This window comes from Cupriavidus sp. GW821-FHT07C08, from assembly GCF_059419025.1.
On record NZ_JBWKQZ010000003.1, the window covers coordinates 242,371 to 260,738 of the forward strand.

Annotated in this window: 18 protein-coding genes; 13 read left to right on the plus strand and 5 right to left on the minus strand. The window is 68.0% G+C overall.

Annotation, left to right across the window (positions count from 1 at the left end; genetic code table 11):
* Window positions 1–88 precede the first annotated feature (88 nt).
* A complete protein-coding gene (katG, locus tag AC07UK_RS06300) occupies window positions 89–2,344 on the minus strand; it encodes a catalase/peroxidase HPI (RefSeq protein ID WP_436222327.1) in 2,256 nt (751 codons plus the stop codon).
* A 228-nt stretch (window positions 2,345–2,572) separates the two neighbouring features.
* Window positions 2,573–3,457 (minus strand): LysR substrate-binding domain-containing protein, encoded by an 885-nt coding sequence (locus AC07UK_RS06305; protein ID WP_436222328.1) that lies wholly within the window; start codon window positions 3,455–3,457, stop codon window positions 2,573–2,575.
* Window positions 3,458–3,620: 163 nt separating this feature from the next.
* Between AC07UK_RS06305 and AC07UK_RS06310 the strand changes: the two genes are divergently transcribed.
* The 4 genes from AC07UK_RS06310 to AC07UK_RS06325 all read left to right on the plus strand — a co-directional run bounded on the left by AC07UK_RS06310 (window position 3,621) and on the right by AC07UK_RS06325 (window position 7,972).
* The gene (locus AC07UK_RS06310) at window positions 3,621–4,598 is read left to right on the plus strand and encodes a Bug family tripartite tricarboxylate transporter substrate binding protein (protein WP_013957568.1); all 978 of its coding nucleotides are present in this window, start codon (window positions 3,621–3,623) and stop codon (window positions 4,596–4,598) included.
* Window positions 4,599–4,636: 38 nt separating this feature from the next.
* Entirely contained in the window at window positions 4,637–6,262 is a 1,626-nt protein-coding gene (gene ggt / locus AC07UK_RS06315; protein WP_436222329.1) for a gamma-glutamyltransferase, read from the plus strand.
* A 175-nt stretch (window positions 6,263–6,437) separates the two neighbouring features.
* Window positions 6,438–7,298 (plus strand): PhzF family phenazine biosynthesis protein, encoded by an 861-nt coding sequence (locus tag AC07UK_RS06320; protein WP_494685969.1) that lies wholly within the window; start codon window positions 6,438–6,440, stop codon window positions 7,296–7,298.
* A gap of 56 nt (window positions 7,299–7,354) precedes the next feature.
* Window positions 7,355–7,972 (plus strand): pyridoxamine 5'-phosphate oxidase family protein, encoded by a 618-nt coding sequence (locus AC07UK_RS06325; RefSeq protein WP_035826794.1) that lies wholly within the window; start codon window positions 7,355–7,357, stop codon window positions 7,970–7,972.
* Window positions 7,973–7,979: 7 nt separating this feature from the next.
* Here AC07UK_RS06325 and AC07UK_RS06330 read toward each other — a convergent pair whose 3' ends face one another.
* On the minus strand, window positions 7,980–9,419 hold the full coding sequence (locus tag AC07UK_RS06330) for a CoA transferase (RefSeq protein ID WP_494685970.1): 1,440 nt from the start codon (window positions 9,417–9,419) through the stop codon (window positions 7,980–7,982).
* Between the two features lie 254 nt (window positions 9,420–9,673).
* On the opposite strand from AC07UK_RS06330, the gene AC07UK_RS06335 reads away from it, so the two are divergent.
* From AC07UK_RS06335 to AC07UK_RS06365, 7 genes are all read left to right on the plus strand, one after another.
* Complete coding sequence (locus tag AC07UK_RS06335) at window positions 9,674–11,431, plus strand: glutamine--tRNA ligase/YqeY domain fusion protein (protein ID WP_494685971.1); 1,758 nt, start codon at window positions 9,674–9,676, stop codon at window positions 11,429–11,431.
* Window positions 11,431–11,673: an RNA-binding S4 domain-containing protein gene (locus AC07UK_RS06340; RefSeq protein WP_010813694.1), complete on the plus strand. Its 243-nt coding sequence runs from the start codon at window positions 11,431–11,433 to the stop codon at window positions 11,671–11,673. Before AC07UK_RS06335 ends, AC07UK_RS06340 begins: the two co-directional genes overlap by 1 nt.
* A gap of 66 nt (window positions 11,674–11,739) precedes the next feature.
* The gene (locus tag AC07UK_RS06345; RefSeq protein ID WP_010813695.1) at window positions 11,740–12,123 is read left to right on the plus strand and encodes an MAPEG family protein; all 384 of its coding nucleotides are present in this window, start codon (window positions 11,740–11,742) and stop codon (window positions 12,121–12,123) included.
* Window positions 12,124–12,137: 14 nt separating this feature from the next.
* Window positions 12,138–12,725 carry a YceI family protein gene (locus AC07UK_RS06350; protein WP_494685972.1) on the plus strand — a complete coding sequence of 196 codons (588 nt, stop codon included), beginning with the start codon at window positions 12,138–12,140 and terminating at the stop codon, window positions 12,723–12,725.
* Between the two features lie 109 nt (window positions 12,726–12,834).
* Window positions 12,835–13,143 (plus strand): hypothetical protein, encoded by a 309-nt coding sequence (locus tag AC07UK_RS06355; RefSeq protein WP_494685973.1) that lies wholly within the window; start codon window positions 12,835–12,837, stop codon window positions 13,141–13,143.
* A gap of 111 nt (window positions 13,144–13,254) precedes the next feature.
* Window positions 13,255–13,803 carry a YaeQ family protein gene (locus AC07UK_RS06360; RefSeq protein WP_114131855.1) on the plus strand — a complete coding sequence of 183 codons (549 nt, stop codon included), beginning with the start codon at window positions 13,255–13,257 and terminating at the stop codon, window positions 13,801–13,803.
* 59 nt (window positions 13,804–13,862) lie between these two features.
* On the plus strand, window positions 13,863–14,210 hold the full coding sequence (locus AC07UK_RS06365; protein WP_010813699.1) for an FKBP-type peptidyl-prolyl cis-trans isomerase: 348 nt from the start codon (window positions 13,863–13,865) through the stop codon (window positions 14,208–14,210).
* A gap of 72 nt (window positions 14,211–14,282) precedes the next feature.
* Here AC07UK_RS06365 and AC07UK_RS06370 read toward each other — a convergent pair whose 3' ends face one another.
* Complete coding sequence (locus AC07UK_RS06370) at window positions 14,283–14,603, minus strand: hypothetical protein (RefSeq protein WP_013957577.1); 321 nt, start codon at window positions 14,601–14,603, stop codon at window positions 14,283–14,285.
* A 257-nt stretch (window positions 14,604–14,860) separates the two neighbouring features.
* Here AC07UK_RS06370 and AC07UK_RS06375 point away from each other — a divergent pair, with 257 nt between their 5' ends.
* Both AC07UK_RS06375 and AC07UK_RS06380 read left to right on the plus strand, forming a co-directional pair.
* Window positions 14,861–15,616 carry a gamma-glutamylcyclotransferase gene (locus AC07UK_RS06375; RefSeq protein WP_436222335.1) on the plus strand — a complete coding sequence of 252 codons (756 nt, stop codon included), beginning with the start codon at window positions 14,861–14,863 and terminating at the stop codon, window positions 15,614–15,616.
* A gap of 17 nt (window positions 15,617–15,633) precedes the next feature.
* On the plus strand, window positions 15,634–16,434 hold the full coding sequence (locus AC07UK_RS06380) for an ankyrin repeat domain-containing protein (RefSeq protein WP_436222336.1): 801 nt from the start codon (window positions 15,634–15,636) through the stop codon (window positions 16,432–16,434).
* A gap of 69 nt (window positions 16,435–16,503) precedes the next feature.
* Here AC07UK_RS06380 and AC07UK_RS06385 read toward each other — a convergent pair whose 3' ends face one another.
* Window positions 16,504–18,219 carry a long-chain fatty acid--CoA ligase gene (locus tag AC07UK_RS06385; protein WP_494685974.1) on the minus strand — a complete coding sequence of 572 codons (1,716 nt, stop codon included), beginning with the start codon at window positions 18,217–18,219 and terminating at the stop codon, window positions 16,504–16,506.
* Window positions 18,220–18,368 lie beyond the last annotated feature (149 nt).

Below are 18,368 nucleotides of genomic sequence, written 5' to 3' on the forward strand. Positions count from 1 at the left end.
GCATCGGCGACGCGTCTATTGCGCCGCTCACACCCGGCTTGAGACAGCCCCGTCAGGGATGACGGCCCTGACGGGGCCACGCGAGCGCTCAGGCGACGTCGAACCGGTCGAGGTTCATCACCTTGGCCCAGGCGGCGACGAAGTCACGGACAAACTTCTCCTGCCCGTCCTCGCTTGCATAGACCTCGCAAAGGGCCCGAAGCTGGGAATTCGAGCCGAACACCAGGTCGACGCGGGTGCCAGTCCACTTCTTCGCTCCGGTCTTGGCGTCACGACCCTCGAACACGTCCCGGGCCTCCGACAGCGGCTTCCATTCCGTACGCATGTCGAGCAGGTTGCGGAAGAAGTCGTTGCTCAGCGTTTCCGGGCGGTCGGTGAAGACGCCGTGCGCATCCGGCCCGGTATGCACGTTCAGGACGCGCAGTCCGCCAATGAGCACCGTCATCTCGGGAGCCGTCAGGGTCAGCAATTGCGCCTTGTCGATCAGCAGGTCCTCCGCCGGGATGCTGTATTTCCCCTTCAGGAAGTTGCGGAAGCCATCTGCAATCGGCTCGAGCGCCCCGACGGATTGCACGTCGGTCTGTTCCTGCGAGGCGTCCATGCGGCCCGGCGTGAACGGCACGGTCACCCGATGGCCGGCCTTCTGCGCCGCCTGCTCGATCCCCGCGCCACCGGCCAGCACGATCAGGTCGGCAAGCGAGATCTTCTTGCCGCCGGACTGTGCGCCGTTGAACTCGGCCTGGATCCCTTCGAGGACCTTCAGCACCTTCGCCAGTTGCTCTGGCTGGTTGGCTGCCCAGTCCTTCTGCGGCGCCAGGCGGATACGCGCACCATTGGCGCCGCCGCGCTTGTCCGACCCGCGGAAGGTGGATGCCGAGGCCCACGCGGTCTGCACCAGTTGCGAGACCGGCAGCCCTGACGCCAGGATCTTCTGCTTGAGCGCGGCGACGTCCTGCTCGTTGACCAGCGGATGATCGACCGCCGGGATCGGATCCTGCCAGAGCAGCTCTTCGGCCGGCACTTCCGGTCCAAGGTAGCGGGCGCGCGGCCCCATGTCGCGGTGGATCAGCTTGAACCAGGCGCGGGCAAAGGCATCGGCGAGCTGGTCAGGATGCTCCAGGAAGCGCCGCGAGATCTTCTCGTAGGCCGGGTCGAAACGCAGCGACAGATCCGTGGTCAGCATCGTCGGCCGCAGCTTCTTCGCAGGATCGTAAGCGTGCGGGATGGTTTCCGCGGCATCCTTGGCAACCCACTGGTTGGCACCGGCGGGGCTCTTGGTCAGCTCCCATTCGTGGCCAAACAGGCTCTCCAGATAGCTATTGCCCCACTTCGTCGGCGTACTGCTCCAGGTTACCTCCAGGCCGCTGGTGATGGTGTCGGCGCCCTTGCCGGTGCCAAAGGTGCTCGCCCATCCCAGGCCCTGGCGTTCGAGATCGGCGCCCTCGGGTTCGGGCCCGATGTTGTCCGCGGAACCGGCACCGTGGGTCTTGCCGAAGGCATGCCCGCCGGCGATCAGCGCGACGGTCTCCTCGTCGTCCATGGCCATGCGCCCGAACGATTCGCGGATGTCATGCGCCGCGGCGAGCGGGTCCGGATTGCCGTCGGGGCCTTCCGGGTTCACGTAGATCAGGCCCATCTGCACGGCGGCCAGCGGGTTCTGCAGGTTGCGTCCGGGGTCGGTGCGGCTGGTCTCGGCGCCATGCAATGCCTCGTCGGCCACGATCACGCCTTCATCCTTGCCGGCAGCACCCTTGCCGTAGCGCAGGTCACCGCCCAGCCAGGTCTTTTCCTTGCCCCAGGAGACATCGGCATCCGGTTCCCAGGTGTCTTCCCGGCCACCGCCGAAGCCGAACGTCTTGAAGCCCATGGTCTCGAGCGCGACGTTGCCGGCCAGGATCATCAGGTCGGCCCAGGAGATCTTCTGGCCGTACTTCTGCTTGATCGGCCATAGCAGGCGGCGCGCCTTGTCCAGGCTGGCGTTGTCCGGCCAGCTGTTGAGCGGTGCGAAACGCTGCTGGCCGCGCCCTGCACCACCGCGGCCATCGCCAATGCGGTACGTGCCCGCGCTGTGCCAGGCCATGCGGATAAACAGCGGGCCGTAGTGGCCGAAGTCCGCCGGCCACCAGTCCTGCGAGTCAGTCATCAGCGCGGCCAGGTCCTTCTTCAGTGCCGCGAAGTCGAGACTCTTGAAGGCCTTGGCATAGTTGAAGTCGCCGCCCAACGGGTTGGACTTGCCGGAATGCTGGCTCAGCAGGTCCAGGCGCAGTTGATTCGGCCACCAGTCACGATTCGTCGTGCCGCCGCCGGCGGCATGGCTGAAGGGACACTTTGCTTCGTTAGACATACGTTTCTCCATGTAGGGACGTACTGAACACGCCTGCAGCGATGGCGTCAAAGGTCGGGCAATCAGCGGACGCGCGAGGGCGTGCGCCAACGCAGGATGTCGTGGCGCCCATGGCGAGTCGGGCCGCGTCAGCGGCCGTCCGCAACCGAAATATATGCAATAGGGATCTTCAGGAGAATGCGTTTCTGACTATCCGCCCGATAGGGCTTGGTTATGGCATGGCGGCAGCTAGGCGCCGAACAGCTCGCTGCAGGCCGCCCGTACCGCCGCGGTCACCTGTCCGCGCCCGTGGTCGCGCCGTTCCAGCATGCCGATGTGACGCATCACCGGCTCGCCGTTGACCAGCAGCGGCAGGATGCGCAGCGCCTCGTCGTCACGCCAGCGCGCGCGGCGCAGCAGCGGCACCACGGTCACGCCGACCTCCTGCCGCACCAGCTCCACCAGCGCCTCGATCGCGTTCAGTTCCAGGAACTCGTTGACCTTCAGGTGCGCGCGGCGCAGCGCGCGCTCGACCAGCACGCCGGTGCGCTGGCTGCGGTCGAAGCGCAGGTAGGGATTGGTGGCAAGCGCCTCGCGCGCATCGCGGCCCGGGCTGCCGCGTGCCGCGATCGCCACCAGCGGCTCCTGGTACAGCGGCGTCCAGCGCAGCGTGCCGGGCACGCGCGCGGCGCCCTCGACCAGGATGGCGGCATCCAGCTCGCCGGCCTCGACCTGCGCCGCCAGCTCGATCGACTTGGCGCCGACCAGGCGCACGTCGAGCGCAGGATAAGTGCGCTTCATATGCGCCACCGCATGTGACAGCCCGCCCATCACCGACACCACCGCACCCACCGCCACCGCGCCCGCCATGGTTTGGTCCGAGGCCAGCGGCAGGCGCATCTCGTCATACAGCGCCAGCATGCGCCGCGCCTGCGGCAGCAGCGCGCGGCCGTCGGCATTGAGCACGGCCACGCGGCCGTTGCGGTCGAACAGCTCGCGGCGCAGCTCGGTCTCCAGTGCGCGCATCTGCAGGCTGACGGCGGCCTGGGTCAGTGCCACCTGGCCGGCGGCGGCGGCAAAGGAGCCGTGCTCGGCCACGGCAACGAAGGTACGGAGGAAGCGGACAGTGCTCATCGGTGCACACAAGGGAAGAGTCAGGCATATGCCGGCAAGGCGCAATCATTAAGATTTCCTTGTGACATTGGAAAGAAATATTAGCTTTCTTTGTGACCGGCAGCACGGAATAATGAAGGCCGGCTCATGAATCGGGGCCAATCGCCTGACACCGGAGACAAGTATGAAATCCTGGCTGCGCCGCTTCGGCATCGGCCTTGGCTGCGGGCTTTGCCTGGCCGCCACGCCCGCACTGGCCGACACCTACCCCAGCAAGCCGATCCGCCTGATCGTGCCCTTCCCGGCCAGCGGCGCGACTGACCTGCTGGCACGCGCCATCGCGCAGAAAGTGGGCACCAGCATGGGCCAGCAGATCGTGGTCGACAACCGCCCCGGCGCCGGCGGCGCGATCGGCTCGGACATGGCCGCCAAGGCTGCGCCCGATGGCTATACGCTGCTGATCGCCACCACCAGCACGCATTCGATCGGGCCGTATATCAACACCCGCCTGCCGTACAACACCGAGACCGACTTCACCCCGGTCAGCCAGGTGGCGATCGCCACCAACCTGCTGGTGGTGCCGAACAGCCTGCCGGCGAAGAACGTGCGCGAGCTGATCGACTACGCCAAGAAGCATCCCGGCGAACTGAACTACGCTTCCAGCGGCAACGGCACCGTGGTGCACCTGACCGCCGAGGCCTTCAAGGCGCAGGCGGGCGTGTTCATCACCCACATCCCCTACCGCGGCACCGCGCTGGCCGTGCCGGACCTGATCTCGGGCAAGGTGCAGGTGCTGTTCGACAGCATCGTGTCGGGCCTGCCGCATGTGAAGGACGGCAAGCTCAAGGCACTGGCGGTGACCAGCGCCAAGCGCTCGCCGCTGGCGCCGGAAATCCCTACCGCGAGTGAGTCGGGCCTGCCCGGCTTCGAGTCCGATACCTGGTTCGGCATCTATGGCCCCAAGGGCCTGCCGGCGGATATCGTCAACCGCCTGAATGCCGAATTCAACAAGGCCATCCAGTCGCCCGAGGTCAAGGAACGCCTGGGCAAGCTGGGCGCCGAGCCGGTCGGCGGCACGCCGGCGCAGTTCGCCGCGATGGTGAAGAAGGACAGCGCGCGCTGGGGCAAGCTGATCAAGGATCGCAAGATCACGGCAGAATAAGGGCCGCTGAGCGCCCAAGCACAAGGACACAGACAAGCATGCAGAACTTCAACTGGACCAACCCCTACCCCTCCGTGCGCATCCCGCTGTTTGCGCGCAACGTGGTCTCCACCTCGCACCCGCTGGCTGCGCAGGCCGGCCTGCGCATGCTGCTCAAGGGCGGCAATGCGGTCGATGCGGCCATCGCCGCGGCCGCCGCGATCACCATCGTCGAGCCGGTGTCGTGCGGCCTGGGCAGCGATGCCTTTGCCATCCTGTGGGACGGCAAGGAACTGCACGGCCTGAACTCGTCGGGCGTGGCCCCGGCGGCCTGGAGCCCGGAATACTTCAAGAACAAATACGGCACCGATGCCAACGGCCTGGCCAACCGCCCGATCCGCGGCTGGGACTCGGTCACCGTGCCCGGCGTGGTCGCCGGTTGGGCCGCGCTGCATGAGCGCTTCGGCAAGCTGCCGTTCGCCGACCTGATGGAGCCGGCGATCGAGATCGCCGAGCGCGGCTATGCGGTGCCGCCGGTGGTGGCGCACAAGTGGGCCGCCGCGGTGCCTGAGCTGAAGGACCAGCCCGGCTATGCCGAGACCTTCATGCCCAATGGCCGCGCCCCCGCCGTGGGCGAGAAGTTCACCATGAAGGCTGCCGCCGAAACCCTGCGCAAGATCGGCGCGACCCGTGGCCGCGCCTACTACGAAGGCGAGATTGCCGAGCAGATTGCCGCCTTCAGCCAGCAGTGCGGCGGCGCCATGACGCTCGATGACCTGCGCAACTACCGCCCCGACTGGGTCAAGCCGATCAGCAAGTCCTACCGCGGCTACGAGCTGCACGAGATCCCGCCCAACGGCCAGGGCATCGCCGCGCTGATCGCGCTGGGCATCCTGGACCAGTTCGACATGTCGTCGATCCCGGTGGACTCGGTCGACTCGCAGCACCTGCAGATCGAGGCAATGAAGCTGGCCTTTGCCGACCTCTACCGCTACGTGGCCGACCCGCGCAGCATGGAAGTCACGCCGGAGGAAATGCTCGATGTCGCGTACCTGAAGTCGCGCGCGAAGCTGATCGACATGCAGCGCGCCACGCATTTCAACTTCGGCATGCCCAAGGTGGGCGGCACCATCTACCTGACCGCCGCCGACGAGAACGGCATGATGATCTCGTTCATCCAGTCGAACTACATGGGCTTCGGCTCGGGCGTGGTGGTGCCGGGCACCGGCATCAGCCTGCAGAATCGTGGCGTGGGCTTCTCGATGGATCCGAAGTCGGCCAACGTGGTCGCGGGCGGCAAGCGTCCGTTCCACACCATCATCCCGGCCTTCCTGACCAAGGACGGCCAGCCGGTGATGAGCTTCGGCGTGATGGGCGGCGACATGCAGCCGCAGGGCCACCTGCAGACCGTGGTGCGCATGCTGGATTACAACCAGCAGCCGCAGGCCGCGTGCTGCGCGCCGCGCTGGAAGGTCAACCGCGACTTCACGCTGGATGTGGAAAGCACCATGGACCCGGCCACGGTCGAGGGCCTGAAGGCGCGCGGCCACCAGCTCAAGTCGGTGGACGATCCGTACATGGACTTCGGCTCGGGCCAGTTCATCTGGCGCCTGTCGGACGACGCCGAGCACGGCTATGTCGCGGCCAGCGACAGCCGGCGCGATGGCCAGGCGGTGGGGTTCTGAGCCTGCTGACTCAGTTGCCTGCGCCATGAAAAACGCCCGGGTCCGCCCGGGCGTTTTTCATGGCGCGGCAGAACTGTCCGCAACTGGCCCGCCCGCGATCGGCCCAACTGTGCATGGTGTGTCCGCGCCCGCTCCGTACACTGGTGAACCACCAGCCTTCGGAGCCCCCCGCGCCATGACCACCTACGCTTTCCGCCTGCTCAACGTCTTTGCCGAATCCACCTTCGGTGGCAATCCGCTGTGCGTGTTCGAGGATGCGCGCGGCATGGACGATGCCACCATGCAGGCGCTGGCGCTGCAGTTCAACCTGTCGGAAACCACCTTTATCCTGCCGTCGGAACGTGCCAGCGCGAGGGTGCGCATCTTCACGCCGGGCTATGAGATGCGCTTCGCCGGCCATCCGGCGCTGGGCACCGCGCACGTGGTGCGCGAACTGGCCGGCACCGGCGACGCGCTGACGATGGAGTTCCCGGCGGGCGTGGTGCCGGTGACGGCGCAGGGCGATGTTTGGACCTTCACCGCCCCTCACAACGGCAAGCCGAAGACCGCGCCGGCCGGCCTGCCCGATGCCGACATGGCCAGCCTGCTCGGCCTGCAGGAACGCGACCTGCTGGTGTCGCCGATGTGGGTCGACACCGGCGCCGACCAGTTGCTGGTGGCAGTGCGCAGCACCGATGCCGTGCGCCGCGCCAACCCCGACAGCGCGCGCCTGCAGATCTGGCCGCAAAGCAGCCTGGGCCGCAAGACCGCCTACGTCTTTGCCTTCGACCCGGAACGGCCCGGCCGCGTGCTGTCTCGCTACTTCTTCACCAAGCAGGGCGGCGGCGTGGCTGAGGATCCGGGCACGGGCTCGGCCTGCGCCAACCTGGGCGGCTGGCTGCTGGCCACCGGCCGAGCGCTGCCGGCCGAATACGCGATCGATCAGGGCGAGGCCGTTGGTCGCCCCTGCCGGCTGCACCTGGCCGTCAGCGCCGACGGTGCGATCCACGTGGGCGGCCGCGTGCTGGAGATCGGCCGGGGTACCGTGACCGTGTAACCGCATCTGCGCTACATTGACGGTTTCGCCCCCCGCCGACCCACGCCCCGCCTGCCATGACCTCGCACGCCATCACCACGCTGGCCGAACTGGAAGCGCTCTACGCGCAACCGGCGGCTCCGTCGCTGTCCAAGGAAGTCGACTACCTGCACCCGCACTACCGCGCCTTTATCGAAGCGGCGCCCTTCTGCCTGCTGTCGACGGTGGGCGAGGACTGGGCCGAATGCTCGCCGCGCGGCGATGCGCCGGGCTTTGTGCAGGTGCTGGACGAACGCACGCTGCTGCTGCCCGACCGGCGCGGCAACAACCGCATCGACAGCCTGCGCAATATCGTTGCCGATCCGCGCGTGGGGCTGCTGTTCGTGATCCCCGGCATCAACGAGACCATCCGCGTCAACGGCACCGCGCAGATCAGCGTCGACCCGGCGCTGGTCGCGCGTTGCGTGGTCGACGGCAAGGCCCCGACCACGGTGCTGGTGGTCACGGTGCAGTCAGTGTTCTTCCAGTGCGCCCGCGCGCTGATCCGCTCGCGCCTGTGGGCAGCGGATGCGCAGGTGGCACGCCAGTCGCTGCCCAGCAACGGCGAGATCCTGTCCACGCTGACCGACAACGCCATCGACGGCGCCGCCTACGACCGCGACCTGCCCGAGCGGCAGCGCACCACGCTCTACTAACCTAAACCTAACCGCGCGGCAGCCACTCCGGCGCGTGCGTGCCGAGCGGCTCGGACGGCAAGGTCCAGCGCGCCGGCGTTTCCGACAGATGCGCCGCATGGCGCACCACCGTCAGCATGCCGAAGCCCGACGGCACCGCCTCGAGCAAATCGGAAACGTCGTCGATCTTCTGCTCGGGCGCCTTGAGCCCGTCCGGCACGCGCCCCAGGCCGCGCAGCCACTGCCCCACCTGCGCCAGCGACACCCGCACATGCCAGCTGCCGCCTTCCACCGCGCGCCGGTGCAGCGCGGCCATCGCGCCGAAGGCCAGCAGGTAGCCCGCGGCGTGGTCCAGCACCTGCGCCGGCAACGGACGCGGTGTGTCGCTGCCGGCCGCCTGCGCTTCGGCATCATTGAAGCCGGTGGCGGTCTGCACCAGCGAATCGAAACCGCGCTTGTGCGACCACGGCCCGACGTGGCCATAGGCGCTCAGCGACACATAGATGATGCCCGGACGCGCGCGCGCCGCGGCCTCCGGCCCCACGCCCAGCTCGGCCAGGCCGCCGGGGCGATAGCCCTGCACCATCACGTCGGCACCGTGCAGCAGCTTGTGCAGCGTGCGCTTGTCGTCCGGATCGCGCAGGTCCAGCTGGCAGCTGCGCTTGCCGCGGCCGGTGTCGATCACCAGCGGCGGGATCGACGGCAGGTGCGAGGCGGTGACCAGCAGCACGTCGGCGCCATGCGCGGCCAGCGTGCGGCCCGCCACCGGGCCGGCGATGATGCGGGTGAAATCGAGCACGTGCACGCCCGACAGCGGCTGCGCGTCCGGGGATGCGGGCGGCGGCAGCGGTTGCGGCGGGGCGTCGCCGATGCGCTCCAGCGTCACCGGCGGCAGGCCGCGCAAGGCGGCCGCCTGCGGATGGCGGTCCCATTCCTCAAAGCTGCGCAATGCCGCAACGACCAGGCCCGCGTCGGACGCCGCGGTCTCGAAGGCTTCGGCGTCCCGCTTGTCCAGCGCGGCCTGCACGGCTGCCTTGTCATTGGCGCAGCCCAGCAAGCGCACCACGCCGTCGCGGTGGTGCGGGAAATTGGTATGCAGGCGCACCCAGCGGCCGTCGCCGCAGCGGTAGATGCCGGCCAGCTTGTCCCACAGTTCTGGCGCGGGGCCGCCGTCGACACGCAGGTAGCGTTCGCTGCGGAATTCGGTAATGGCGTGGCGCATGTCGACGCTGACGTCCTGCCAGCGGCCGGTACGGCTGTGCCACAGCGCGGCGGCGGCCAGCGCCGCGGCGCCAAGGCTGGCCTGGGCGGCGGTGCCCACGGCAAAGCTCGACGGCAGCACCGGCTCGGCGCCGTCCAGCTTCAGGTGCGCCAGCGCCTCGGTGGGCAGGCCGGCATCGCGCCACAGCGCGGCAACGACTTCAGAGGGCTCAAGCGGCACTGGCGCCGCATCGGGTTGGGCGTTCATGGGCATTCCTGCAGCGATGGACCAAAGCCGGCCACCGCGGGCCGGCACGCTTCCATGCTACTCCGACACATCACTTTCGTCGCAGCCAGGCGCGTCCGCGCGGGCGCAAATCAGGGAGATGGGCGGAAATCCGCGGCGGCTCGCGGCGTGCGCCGGCTCCGGCACGGTAAAATCCCGTTATTGGCATTCCGCCACGCAATCTGACGACCCGGCCCAAGCACCCAGACGCATCAGGCCGGCCAACCGGCGCCATCATGAGCCACGACAACAAGCCTACCGACAGCACCCCCGCCGCCTCCAACTTCCTGCGCAGCATCATCGACCAGGACCTCGCCGCCAGCACCTATGCCGGCCGCCAGGACAAGGCCGGCGAACCGCTGCCGACCGTGATCACACGCTTCCCACCGGAGCCCAACGGCTACCTGCATATCGGCCACGCCAAGAGCATCTGCCTGAACTTCGGGCTGGCGCGCGACTACGGCGGCCGCTGCCACCTGCGCTTTGACGACACCAACCCGGTCAAGGAAGACACCGAATACGTCGATTCGATTATCGACGCGGTGCACTGGCTGGGCTTTTCCTGGGACAGCGAGGGCAAGGACGGCGCCAAACAGCCGCACCTGTACTACGCCAGCGACTACTTCGACCAGCTCTACGCCTTTGCCGAGACCCTGATCGAGCGCGGCGCCGCCTATATCGACAGCCAGACCGCCGAACAGATCGCCGCCAACCGCGGCAATTTCTCCGAGCCGGGCAAGCCCTCGCCCTACCGCGAGCGCAGCGTCGAAGAGAACCTGCAGCTGTTCCGCGACATGCGCGCCGGCAAGTACGCCGACGGCGAGCACGTGCTGCGCGCGAAGATCGACATGACCGCGCCCAATATCGTGATGCGCGACCCGGTGCTCTACCGCATCCGCCATGCCCATCACCACCGCACGGGCGACAAGTGGTGCATCTACCCGATGTACGACTTCACCCACTGCATCTCGGACGCGCTGGAGAACATCACGCATTCGCTGTGCACGCTGGAGTTCGAGAACAACCGCCCGCTGTACGACTGGGTGCTGGAGCACCTGCGCGACAGCGGCGTATTCCGCGACCCGCTGCCGCACCAGTATGAGTTCGCACGCCTGAACCTGACCTACGCCATCACCAGCAAGCGCAGGCTCAAGCAGCTGGTCGATGAACAGCGCGTGGACGGCTGGGACGATCCGCGCATGCCCACGCTGGTGGGCTTGCGCCGCCGCGGCTACACCCCGGAATCGATCCAGCTGTTCTGCGACCGCGTGGGCGTGGCCAAGGCCGACAGCTGGATCGACATGAGCACCCTCGAAGGCGCGGTGCGCGACGACCTGGACGGCCGTGCCGCGCGCGGCGTGGCCGTGCTGGACCCGCTGCGCCTGGTGATCGACAACTACCCCGAAGGCCAGAGCGAAGAATGCTCGGCGCCGGTGCACCCGAAGAAGCCCGAACTGGGCCGCCGCGTGTTCCCGCTGTCGCGCGAGCTGTGGATCGAACGCGAGGACTTCAACGAGACCCCGCCCAAGGGCTACTTCCGCCTGTTCCCGGGCAACAAGGTGCGGCTGAAGTACGGCTACGTGATCGAGTGCACCGGCGTGGACAAGGATGCCGACGGCAACGTGATCGCCGTGCACGCCAACTACCTGCCCGAAACCAAGAGCGGCACGCCGGGCGCCGACAGCGTCAAGGTGAAGGGCGTGATCCACTGGGTCAGCGCTGCGCACGCGTACGAGGCCGAAGTGCGCCTGTACGACCGCCTGTTCAACGACCCCAACCCGGATGCCGGCGGCAAGAACTTCCTGGATGCGCTCAACCCAGATTCCAAGCAGGTGATCACCGCCTACCTGGAGCCGGGCCTGCGCGAAGCGCAGCCCGAAGACCGCTTCCAGTTCGAGCGCCATGGCTACTTCGTCGCCGACCGCACCGATTCGCAGCCGGGCAAGCCGGTCTTCAACCGCATCGTCGGTCTGAAAGACAGCTGGGGCAAGTGATGGCCAAACCTGGCAAGGCAGCCGTTCAAACCATCACCTTCCCGCTCGAGGGCGAGTTCATCGCGCTCAATGACCTGCTCAAGCTGGCGGGCGTGTGCGACAGCGGCGGCGCCGGCAAGGCGCTGGTCGCTGCCGGCGAAGTCTCGGTGGACGGCGCGCCCGAATCGCGCAAGACTGCCAAGATCCGCGCCGGGCAGGTGGTGGGCCTGGCGGGCATCGAGATCCGCGTGGTCGCCGCCTGACCGCGCGGGCCGGGCCGGTGGCGCCAGTGATGGCGCCGCCGGCATTGCAACCGAAAGGACTGGACTATGCCGATCGCTTTCTGGTGCGTGCTGCTGGCCGGCATCCTGCCGCTGGCGACGGTGGCCATCGCCAAGGCCAGCGGGCCTGGCTATGACAACCATGACCCGCGCGGCTGGCTGGAGCAGCAGTCCGGCCGCGCGCGCCGCGCCGACATGGCGCACCGCAACCACTTCGAGGCCTTCCCCTTCTTTGCCGCCGCCGTGCTGGCCGCCAGCCACCTGCAGGCGCCGCAGGCCCGCATCGACGAGCTGGCCGTGGTCTTCATCGTGGCCCGCCTGCTCTACACCGTGTGCTACGTGACCGACCGCGCCACGCTGCGCACGCTGTGCTGGACCATCGGCTACCTGTCGGTGGTGGGAATGTTCCTGCTGCCCGTGTTTGTCCACTGAACACCGACTGAGCCATGGCCGCACGCGCGCTGGCACTTGCTGCCGCCCTGGGAATCACCGCTGCGCAGGCGGCGCCGCTTGAATACACCATCGATCCGGCGCACACCACCGTCTATTTTTCCGCCAGCCATTTCGAGCGCAGCTCGGTGCGCGGGCGCTTCGGCAAGATCGACGGGCGCCTCGTCTATGACGCGGACAGCGGCGCCGGCGCACTCGATGTGACCGTGGACCTTGCTTCGGTCGATACCGGCAACCGCACCCTGGATGGCGTGCTGCGCTCGGCACAATTCTTCGATACTGCCCAGCACCCGGTGGCGCGGCTGCGCGCGAACCGCTTCCTGATGGAAGGCGGCCGGCTGGCCGCCGTGGAAGGTGAGCTGACGCTGCACGGCGTCACGCAGCCACTGCGCCTGCAGGCCGAGCGTTTCCGCTGCGGCGAGGTGACCTTCTTCGGCGTGAGCCGGCAGGTCTGCGGCGGCGACTTCCGCGCCGAGGTGCCGCGCAGTGCCTTTGGCATGACCCGCTTCCTGCCCGAGGTAGGCGACACCGTGACGCTGCAAGTGGCGGTCGAGGCATCGCCCGCGGGCAGCACCCCACAGTAACCCTATTCGTCACCTCCGGCGCAAATTTCTCTTGTAGAATCAGCGTTTTGCCCAATTCCTGCCACGCTCGCCTGCGTGTGCCTGATGGGGGGCGCGCGAGACCGAGACCATGTTCGACATCCATTCTGGCGACATCGTGGCCGCCGCACTGGCAGCTGCCGGTGCCTGCCTGGCCTGCAGCATTCCGGGCGACTTCCTGCGCCGCTTCCCGCTGTGGGCAGTGCAGACCTACGGCCGCGGCGCGCTGCTGATGCCATTCCTGGCGATGATGGTCGGCACCTGGCTGTTCCGCCTCGGGGTGGCCGGCCAGATCAACACCACCGCCGGGCAGGCCCTGATCGTTGCCGCCGGCTTCCTGAGCACGCTGCTGCTGTCGGCGCTGCTGCGCTTCTACCTCAAGGAATACCGCAAGCGCTGAGCCGCTGCGCGAGTATGCCGGGCTGGTAAGCCGTGTCCGGCAAATGGCGTATGATGCGGCCTTTTGCGTCTCCCGCACCCCAGCCGGGGCGCCTGCCGCACACTTCACCTCATGGCGCTCAAATCCACCATCTTCAAAGCTGACCTGTCGGTCTCCGACATGGACCGGCCCTACTACGGCAGCCACAGCCTGACCATCGCCAAGCACCCGTCCGAGAATGACGCGCGCATGATGGTGCGCCTGCTGGCCTTTGCCTGCGAAGCCACCGAAACGCTGGCCTTCACGCGCGGCCTGGACGAACCCGACGAACCCGACCTGTGGGACAAGCGCCTGACCGGCGACATCGCCCACTGGGTCGAACTGGGCCAGCCCGACGAAGCGCGCCTGAAGCGCGCCGCCGCCCGGGCCGAGCGCGTGACCGTCTACACCTACAACGCCGCCAGTGCGCGCGAATGGTGGAAGGGCATCGCGGGCAAGGCCGGCAAGCTGCGCAACGTCACCGTCTACAATGTCCCGGCGGAAGCGGTCGAAGCCCTGGCCGCGCTGGCGCAGCGCGCCATGCGCCTGTCGGTGACGATCCAGGATGGCGACATCTGGGTGGCCGACGACGACCGCAATGTGCAACTGACGCTGGATGTGCTCCAGCGCGCCCAAGCCTGAACGCAGCCGCGCTGCGTTCTCCTCTCACTACGTCTGTTCCCATCGGAAGGAAATACGCCATGCAAACCACGCCCTCTGGCCTGCAATACGAAGACACCACCGTCGGCGCCGGCGCCGAAGCCACCGCCGGCAAGCACGTCACCGTGCACTACACCGGCTGGCTGTACGAGAACGGCCAGGCTGGCCGCAAGTTTGATTCGAGCAAGGACCGCAACGACCCGTTCGTGTTCCCGCTGGGTGCCGGCCATGTGATCCGCGGCTGGGACGAAGGCGTGCAGGGCATGAAGGTGGGCGGCGTGCGCCGCCTGGTGATCCCGGCCGACCTCGGCTACGGTGCCCGTGGCGCCGGCGGCGTGATCCCGCCGAACGCTACCCTGCTGTTTGAAGTGGAACTGCTGGCAGTCTAAGCCGGCAGGAAGATTGTCGCTCCTGCACAGGCAGGGGCGACAAACTACCCGTTTTGCTGGCGCGCCCGCGCCTCAGAACCCGATGGCGGCGTTGCCGACATCGACGCGGACCTTGTCCCGGTCCAGCAGCCGCGCCGCATGGCGGGCATAGTCCTGCGCCCAGGCAGGATCGCCGGAGAAGCGCGCTTCTCCGGAAAACTTGGCGACATTGAGGATCTTGTCGATCACCAGCACCTTACCGACCGGGCTCGACGCCTGGCAGTCCAGCTCGGTGTATTCCCGGTCGAACCAGCGCCACGCGGCGTCCTCGGTGACCGCGGCCAGCTCGTCCGTGCCGATCGTGAAGTCATATTCCTTGCCACTGCCGAACACCACCGTAAGCGTACGTGCCATCGCGGGTTCCCCCTGGTCAGATTGAGGCCACCATTGTAAGGACATGGCAGCCGCGCGGGCCAGCAATTCACGGCCGCCTGATCGCGGACAAAGGTGCGGCAGCACTCGTCCGCGGCGAGTGACAGAGGCGGCACGCCGCCGCAACCGTTGCGAACCGCCCACACCCGCCCCGCTCGCTCAGACAATTCCGAGGAAAACTGGCACTTATGTCATTTCCCCCACCTTCCCGTGGCGCAGCTTTGATTTATGCTTGCACCATGGCCATCACGCGACAGGACCTCGAATCCGACCGTCTGCGCACCTCGCTGTGCAGTACTCCGGTCGCGTCTTCGCTGCTGCCGGAAGCCGTGCTGGAGCAGTCCCTGTCCGATGCGCTGGCGCGCCGCCCGGAAGATCCCGCGCTTGGCGGCGATGTCTGGCTGTTCGGCTATGGCTCGCTGATCTGGAACCCGATGGTGGTGCACACCGAGCGCCAGCGCGCCACGGTGCATGGCTACCACCGCGGCTTCTACCTCTATTCCCGCATCAACCGGGGCACCTGGGACAACCCGGGCCTGGTGCTGGGCCTGGACCGTGGCGGCTGCTGCCACGGCATGGTGTTCCGCATCCCCAGCCATGTGGTCGAGCAGGAATTCCGCGTGCTGTGGCGCCGCGAGATGCTGACCGGGGCCTACCATCCGCGCTGGCTGCGCATCCGCACCGGCGATGCCCGCGCGCCTGAGCAGCGCGCCCTCGCCTTCGTCATGAACCGCTCGCATGAGGCCTACGCTGGCCGGCTGCCGGATATCCGCGTGGTCGAGCGCCTGCGCCACGCTGCCGGACTGTACGGCCCCGCGCGCGAATACCTGCAGCAGACCCTGCTGGGCCTGGCCACCAACGGCGTCGACGATCCCTACCTGGGCCGGCTCTGGCGCCAGTTGCAGGCCGACGATGCCGCCGATGCCGAGCGCGCTGCGCACGCTGCCCTCGACCACGCAGCGCCCCTGCCGGCCAGCCCCCACGAAACCGTCTGAGCCCAGGAGCTGCCGCCATGACGCGCCCCGCCGCCCGCACCCGCAGACAGGCACTCAACGAGCTGCTGGGCCTGATGGGATTGCTGATGGGCGGCGGCCTGCTGGCGGTCCAGGGCGGGCAGACCCTGGCGGCACGGCCCACCGGCGGCGCGGCCAGCCAGCCCGCCGCCCGCCCGCCGCGCAGCGCGGCCATGCAGCCGCCTCTTCACCGCGACGCTATCGGCACGCTTGACCGCAACCTGATCACCGCAGCCAGCGCTGGCGACCAGGAACTGGTGGCGCGCCTGCTGGCCGCCGGCGCCTCGGCGCGCGCCGCAGATGAACGCGGGCGCAGCGCGCTGCTGGCGGCCGTGCAGAACCGGCGCGCCGAGGTCGCGCGCACACTGCTGCTGGCCGGTGCCGACGTGAACCTGAAGGACGCCGAATCCAACAGCCCCTTCCTGCTGGCCGCCGCCACCGGCCAGGCCGATGTGGTGCGCCTGGCCCTGGCCAACGGCGCCGACCTGGCCAGCACCGACCGCTATGACGGCACCGCGCTGATCGTCGCCAGCCAGCACGGCCATGTCGAGGTGGTGAAGCTGCTGCTGAAGGCCGGCGTTGCCGTGGACCATGTCAACGACCTGGGCTGGACCGCGCTGCTGGAAGCGGTGATCCTGGGCGATGGCAGCACCCGCTACGAGGAAACGGTGCAGCTGCTGCTGGATGCCGGCGCTGACGCCAATCTCGCCGACCGCGAAGGCGTGACCCCCACGCGCCATGCGCGCGAGCGGGGCTACAAGACGATGGTGAAGATGCTGATGCGGGTGCGGGGGCATTGAGGGCCGGCACCGCGTAAATGAAAAAGGCTGGTCGGTCGACCAGCCTTTTTCATTGGCTACCCGGCTGCCTCAGGCCGCGGGCTTCTCCTCTGCGCCGGCATTGCGCGCATTCTCGCTTTCCTGCAGATGGCGCCACATCACCTTGCCGGTGCCCGACTTCGGCAGCGCCTCAACCAACTCCACCACGCGCGGGTACTTGTAGGCGGCCATGTTCTCCTTGGCCCATTCGATGATCTGCTCCGGCGTGGTCTTGCCCCTGGCATGGGCGCGCAGCACCACCACCGCCTTGACGGTCTCGCCGCGGTACGGGTCGCGCGTGCCGATGATGCAGGCCTCCTGCACATCCGGATGCTTGTACAGCAGGTTCTCCACCTCGGCCGGCCACACCTTGAAGCCAGACGCATTGATCATGCGCTTGAGGCGATCGGTGATGAAGTAGTAGCCCTCTTCGTCCATGCGGCCCAGGTCGCCGGTGCGGAAGAAGGTCTTGCCCTGGAACTCGATGAAGGCGTCGCGGGTGGCTTCTTGCTTGCCCCAGTAGCCCTTGAACACCTGCGGGCCGCTGACGATGATCTCGCCGATCTCGTTGGGCGGCAGTTCCTTGAGCGTGACCGGGTCGACCACGCGCGCGTCGGTGTTGAAGGTCGGCACGCCCAGGCACTGCAGCTTGGGCCGGTCCGACGGGTTGCTGTGCGTCGGCGCCATGGTCTCGGACAGGCCGTAGCCTTCCAGGTAGTTCAGCCCGAACTGCTCGCGCAGGCGCTCGGCCACGGCCTGCGGCATGGCCGCGCCGCCGCCGCCGATGTAGCGCAGGCTGGACAAGTCGAACTGGTCCAGGTTGGGGCTGGCCAGGAAGTCGATCACCATGGTCGGGATATTGGTCCAGTGCGTGACCTGGTAGCGCGAGATCAGGCGGCCGGCCACCTCGCGGTCCCAGCGCGGCAGCATCACCACGGTGGCGCCGCTGTAGATCGGGCCGTTCATGCCGTACTGCATGCCGGTGACGTGGAACAGCGGCAGCACCGACAGGATTACCGATTCGGCGCCCGAGCCCGACCAGGTCGCGCCGCCAACGATGTTGTGCATCACCGAGCGGTGCGTGTGGATACAGCCCTTGGGGAAGCCGGTGGTGCCCGAGGTGTAGGGCATCACCGCCATGTCGTCCGGGCCGGCGGTGTGCGGGCCGGGCTGCAGGCCGGCGCCCAGCGCCTCGGGCCACGCGGTGGCGCCCGCGGGCAGCGGATGCGGCGTGGTCAACCAGGCCGGCGCCGCGTCTTCCGGGTGTTCGTGCGTGGGCGGCAGCGCATCGGCATACTGGGTCACCAGCAAATGCTGCAGGCGCTCGGCCGGCGCCAGCTCCGCCTGCGCCTGCTCGACCCCGGCGGCCAGGTCGGCGGTGAAGATCGCCACGCGCGCCTGCGCGTCAGTGACGTAGTGTTTGAACTCCTCGGCGCGGTTCATCGGGTTGACCGGCACCACCACCGCGTCGGCGCGCAGGATAGCGTAGTAGCTGACGATGAACTGCGGGCAGTTCTGCATATACAGCAGCACCCGGTCACCCTTCTTCACGCCCGCCTTCTGCTGCAGCCAGCCGGCCAGCGCGGTGGCCTGCGCCTCCAGTTCACGGAAGGTGATGGCATTGCCGAAGTAGCGGATCGCGGCCTTGTCGGCATAGCGGAGCGCCGAGACTTCCAGGTTGGCCCAGAGCGAGGTCTCCGGCAGCACGATGGCGGTCGGCAGGCGCTTCGGCCAGAACTGGAAATGCGGGCGAGCTGGGGTCTGCATGCAACGTCTCCTGTGCGGTCTCGCGGACCGGGTCTTTCGGTATGGTCAAGGACTATAACCGAACGATCGTTCTATTTTCAACCACAGACTTTCCCGAACCCCGCGGGCGCGGTATCGGCACCGGGCGTTGCATTCGGCGCCTTCGCCCT

Coding starts and splice junctions, on each gene's coding strand:
- katG (WP_436222327.1), bottom strand. CDS start 2,344: ATGTCTAACGAAGCAAAGTGTCCCTTCAGCCATGCCGCCGGCGGCGGC.
- AC07UK_RS06305 (WP_436222328.1), bottom strand. CDS start 3,457: ATGAGCACTGTCCGCTTCCTCCGTACCTTCGTTGCCGTGGCCGAGCAC.
- AC07UK_RS06310 (WP_013957568.1), top strand. CDS start 3,621: ATGAAATCCTGGCTGCGCCGCTTCGGCATCGGCCTTGGCTGCGGGCTT.
- ggt (WP_436222329.1), top strand. CDS start 4,637: ATGCAGAACTTCAACTGGACCAACCCCTACCCCTCCGTGCGCATCCCG.
- AC07UK_RS06320 (WP_494685969.1), top strand. CDS start 6,438: ATGACCACCTACGCTTTCCGCCTGCTCAACGTCTTTGCCGAATCCACC.
- AC07UK_RS06325 (WP_035826794.1), top strand. CDS start 7,355: ATGACCTCGCACGCCATCACCACGCTGGCCGAACTGGAAGCGCTCTAC.
- AC07UK_RS06330 (WP_494685970.1), bottom strand. CDS start 9,419: ATGAACGCCCAACCCGATGCGGCGCCAGTGCCGCTTGAGCCCTCTGAA.
- AC07UK_RS06335 (WP_494685971.1), top strand. CDS start 9,674: ATGAGCCACGACAACAAGCCTACCGACAGCACCCCCGCCGCCTCCAAC.
- AC07UK_RS06340 (WP_010813694.1), top strand. CDS start 11,431: ATGGCCAAACCTGGCAAGGCAGCCGTTCAAACCATCACCTTCCCGCTC.
- AC07UK_RS06345 (WP_010813695.1), top strand. CDS start 11,740: ATGCCGATCGCTTTCTGGTGCGTGCTGCTGGCCGGCATCCTGCCGCTG.
- AC07UK_RS06350 (WP_494685972.1), top strand. CDS start 12,138: ATGGCCGCACGCGCGCTGGCACTTGCTGCCGCCCTGGGAATCACCGCT.
- AC07UK_RS06355 (WP_494685973.1), top strand. CDS start 12,835: ATGTTCGACATCCATTCTGGCGACATCGTGGCCGCCGCACTGGCAGCT.
- AC07UK_RS06360 (WP_114131855.1), top strand. CDS start 13,255: ATGGCGCTCAAATCCACCATCTTCAAAGCTGACCTGTCGGTCTCCGAC.
- AC07UK_RS06365 (WP_010813699.1), top strand. CDS start 13,863: ATGCAAACCACGCCCTCTGGCCTGCAATACGAAGACACCACCGTCGGC.
- AC07UK_RS06370 (WP_013957577.1), bottom strand. CDS start 14,603: ATGGCACGTACGCTTACGGTGGTGTTCGGCAGTGGCAAGGAATATGAC.
- AC07UK_RS06375 (WP_436222335.1), top strand. CDS start 14,861: ATGGCCATCACGCGACAGGACCTCGAATCCGACCGTCTGCGCACCTCG.
- AC07UK_RS06380 (WP_436222336.1), top strand. CDS start 15,634: ATGACGCGCCCCGCCGCCCGCACCCGCAGACAGGCACTCAACGAGCTG.
- AC07UK_RS06385 (WP_494685974.1), bottom strand. CDS start 18,219: ATGCAGACCCCAGCTCGCCCGCATTTCCAGTTCTGGCCGAAGCGCCTG.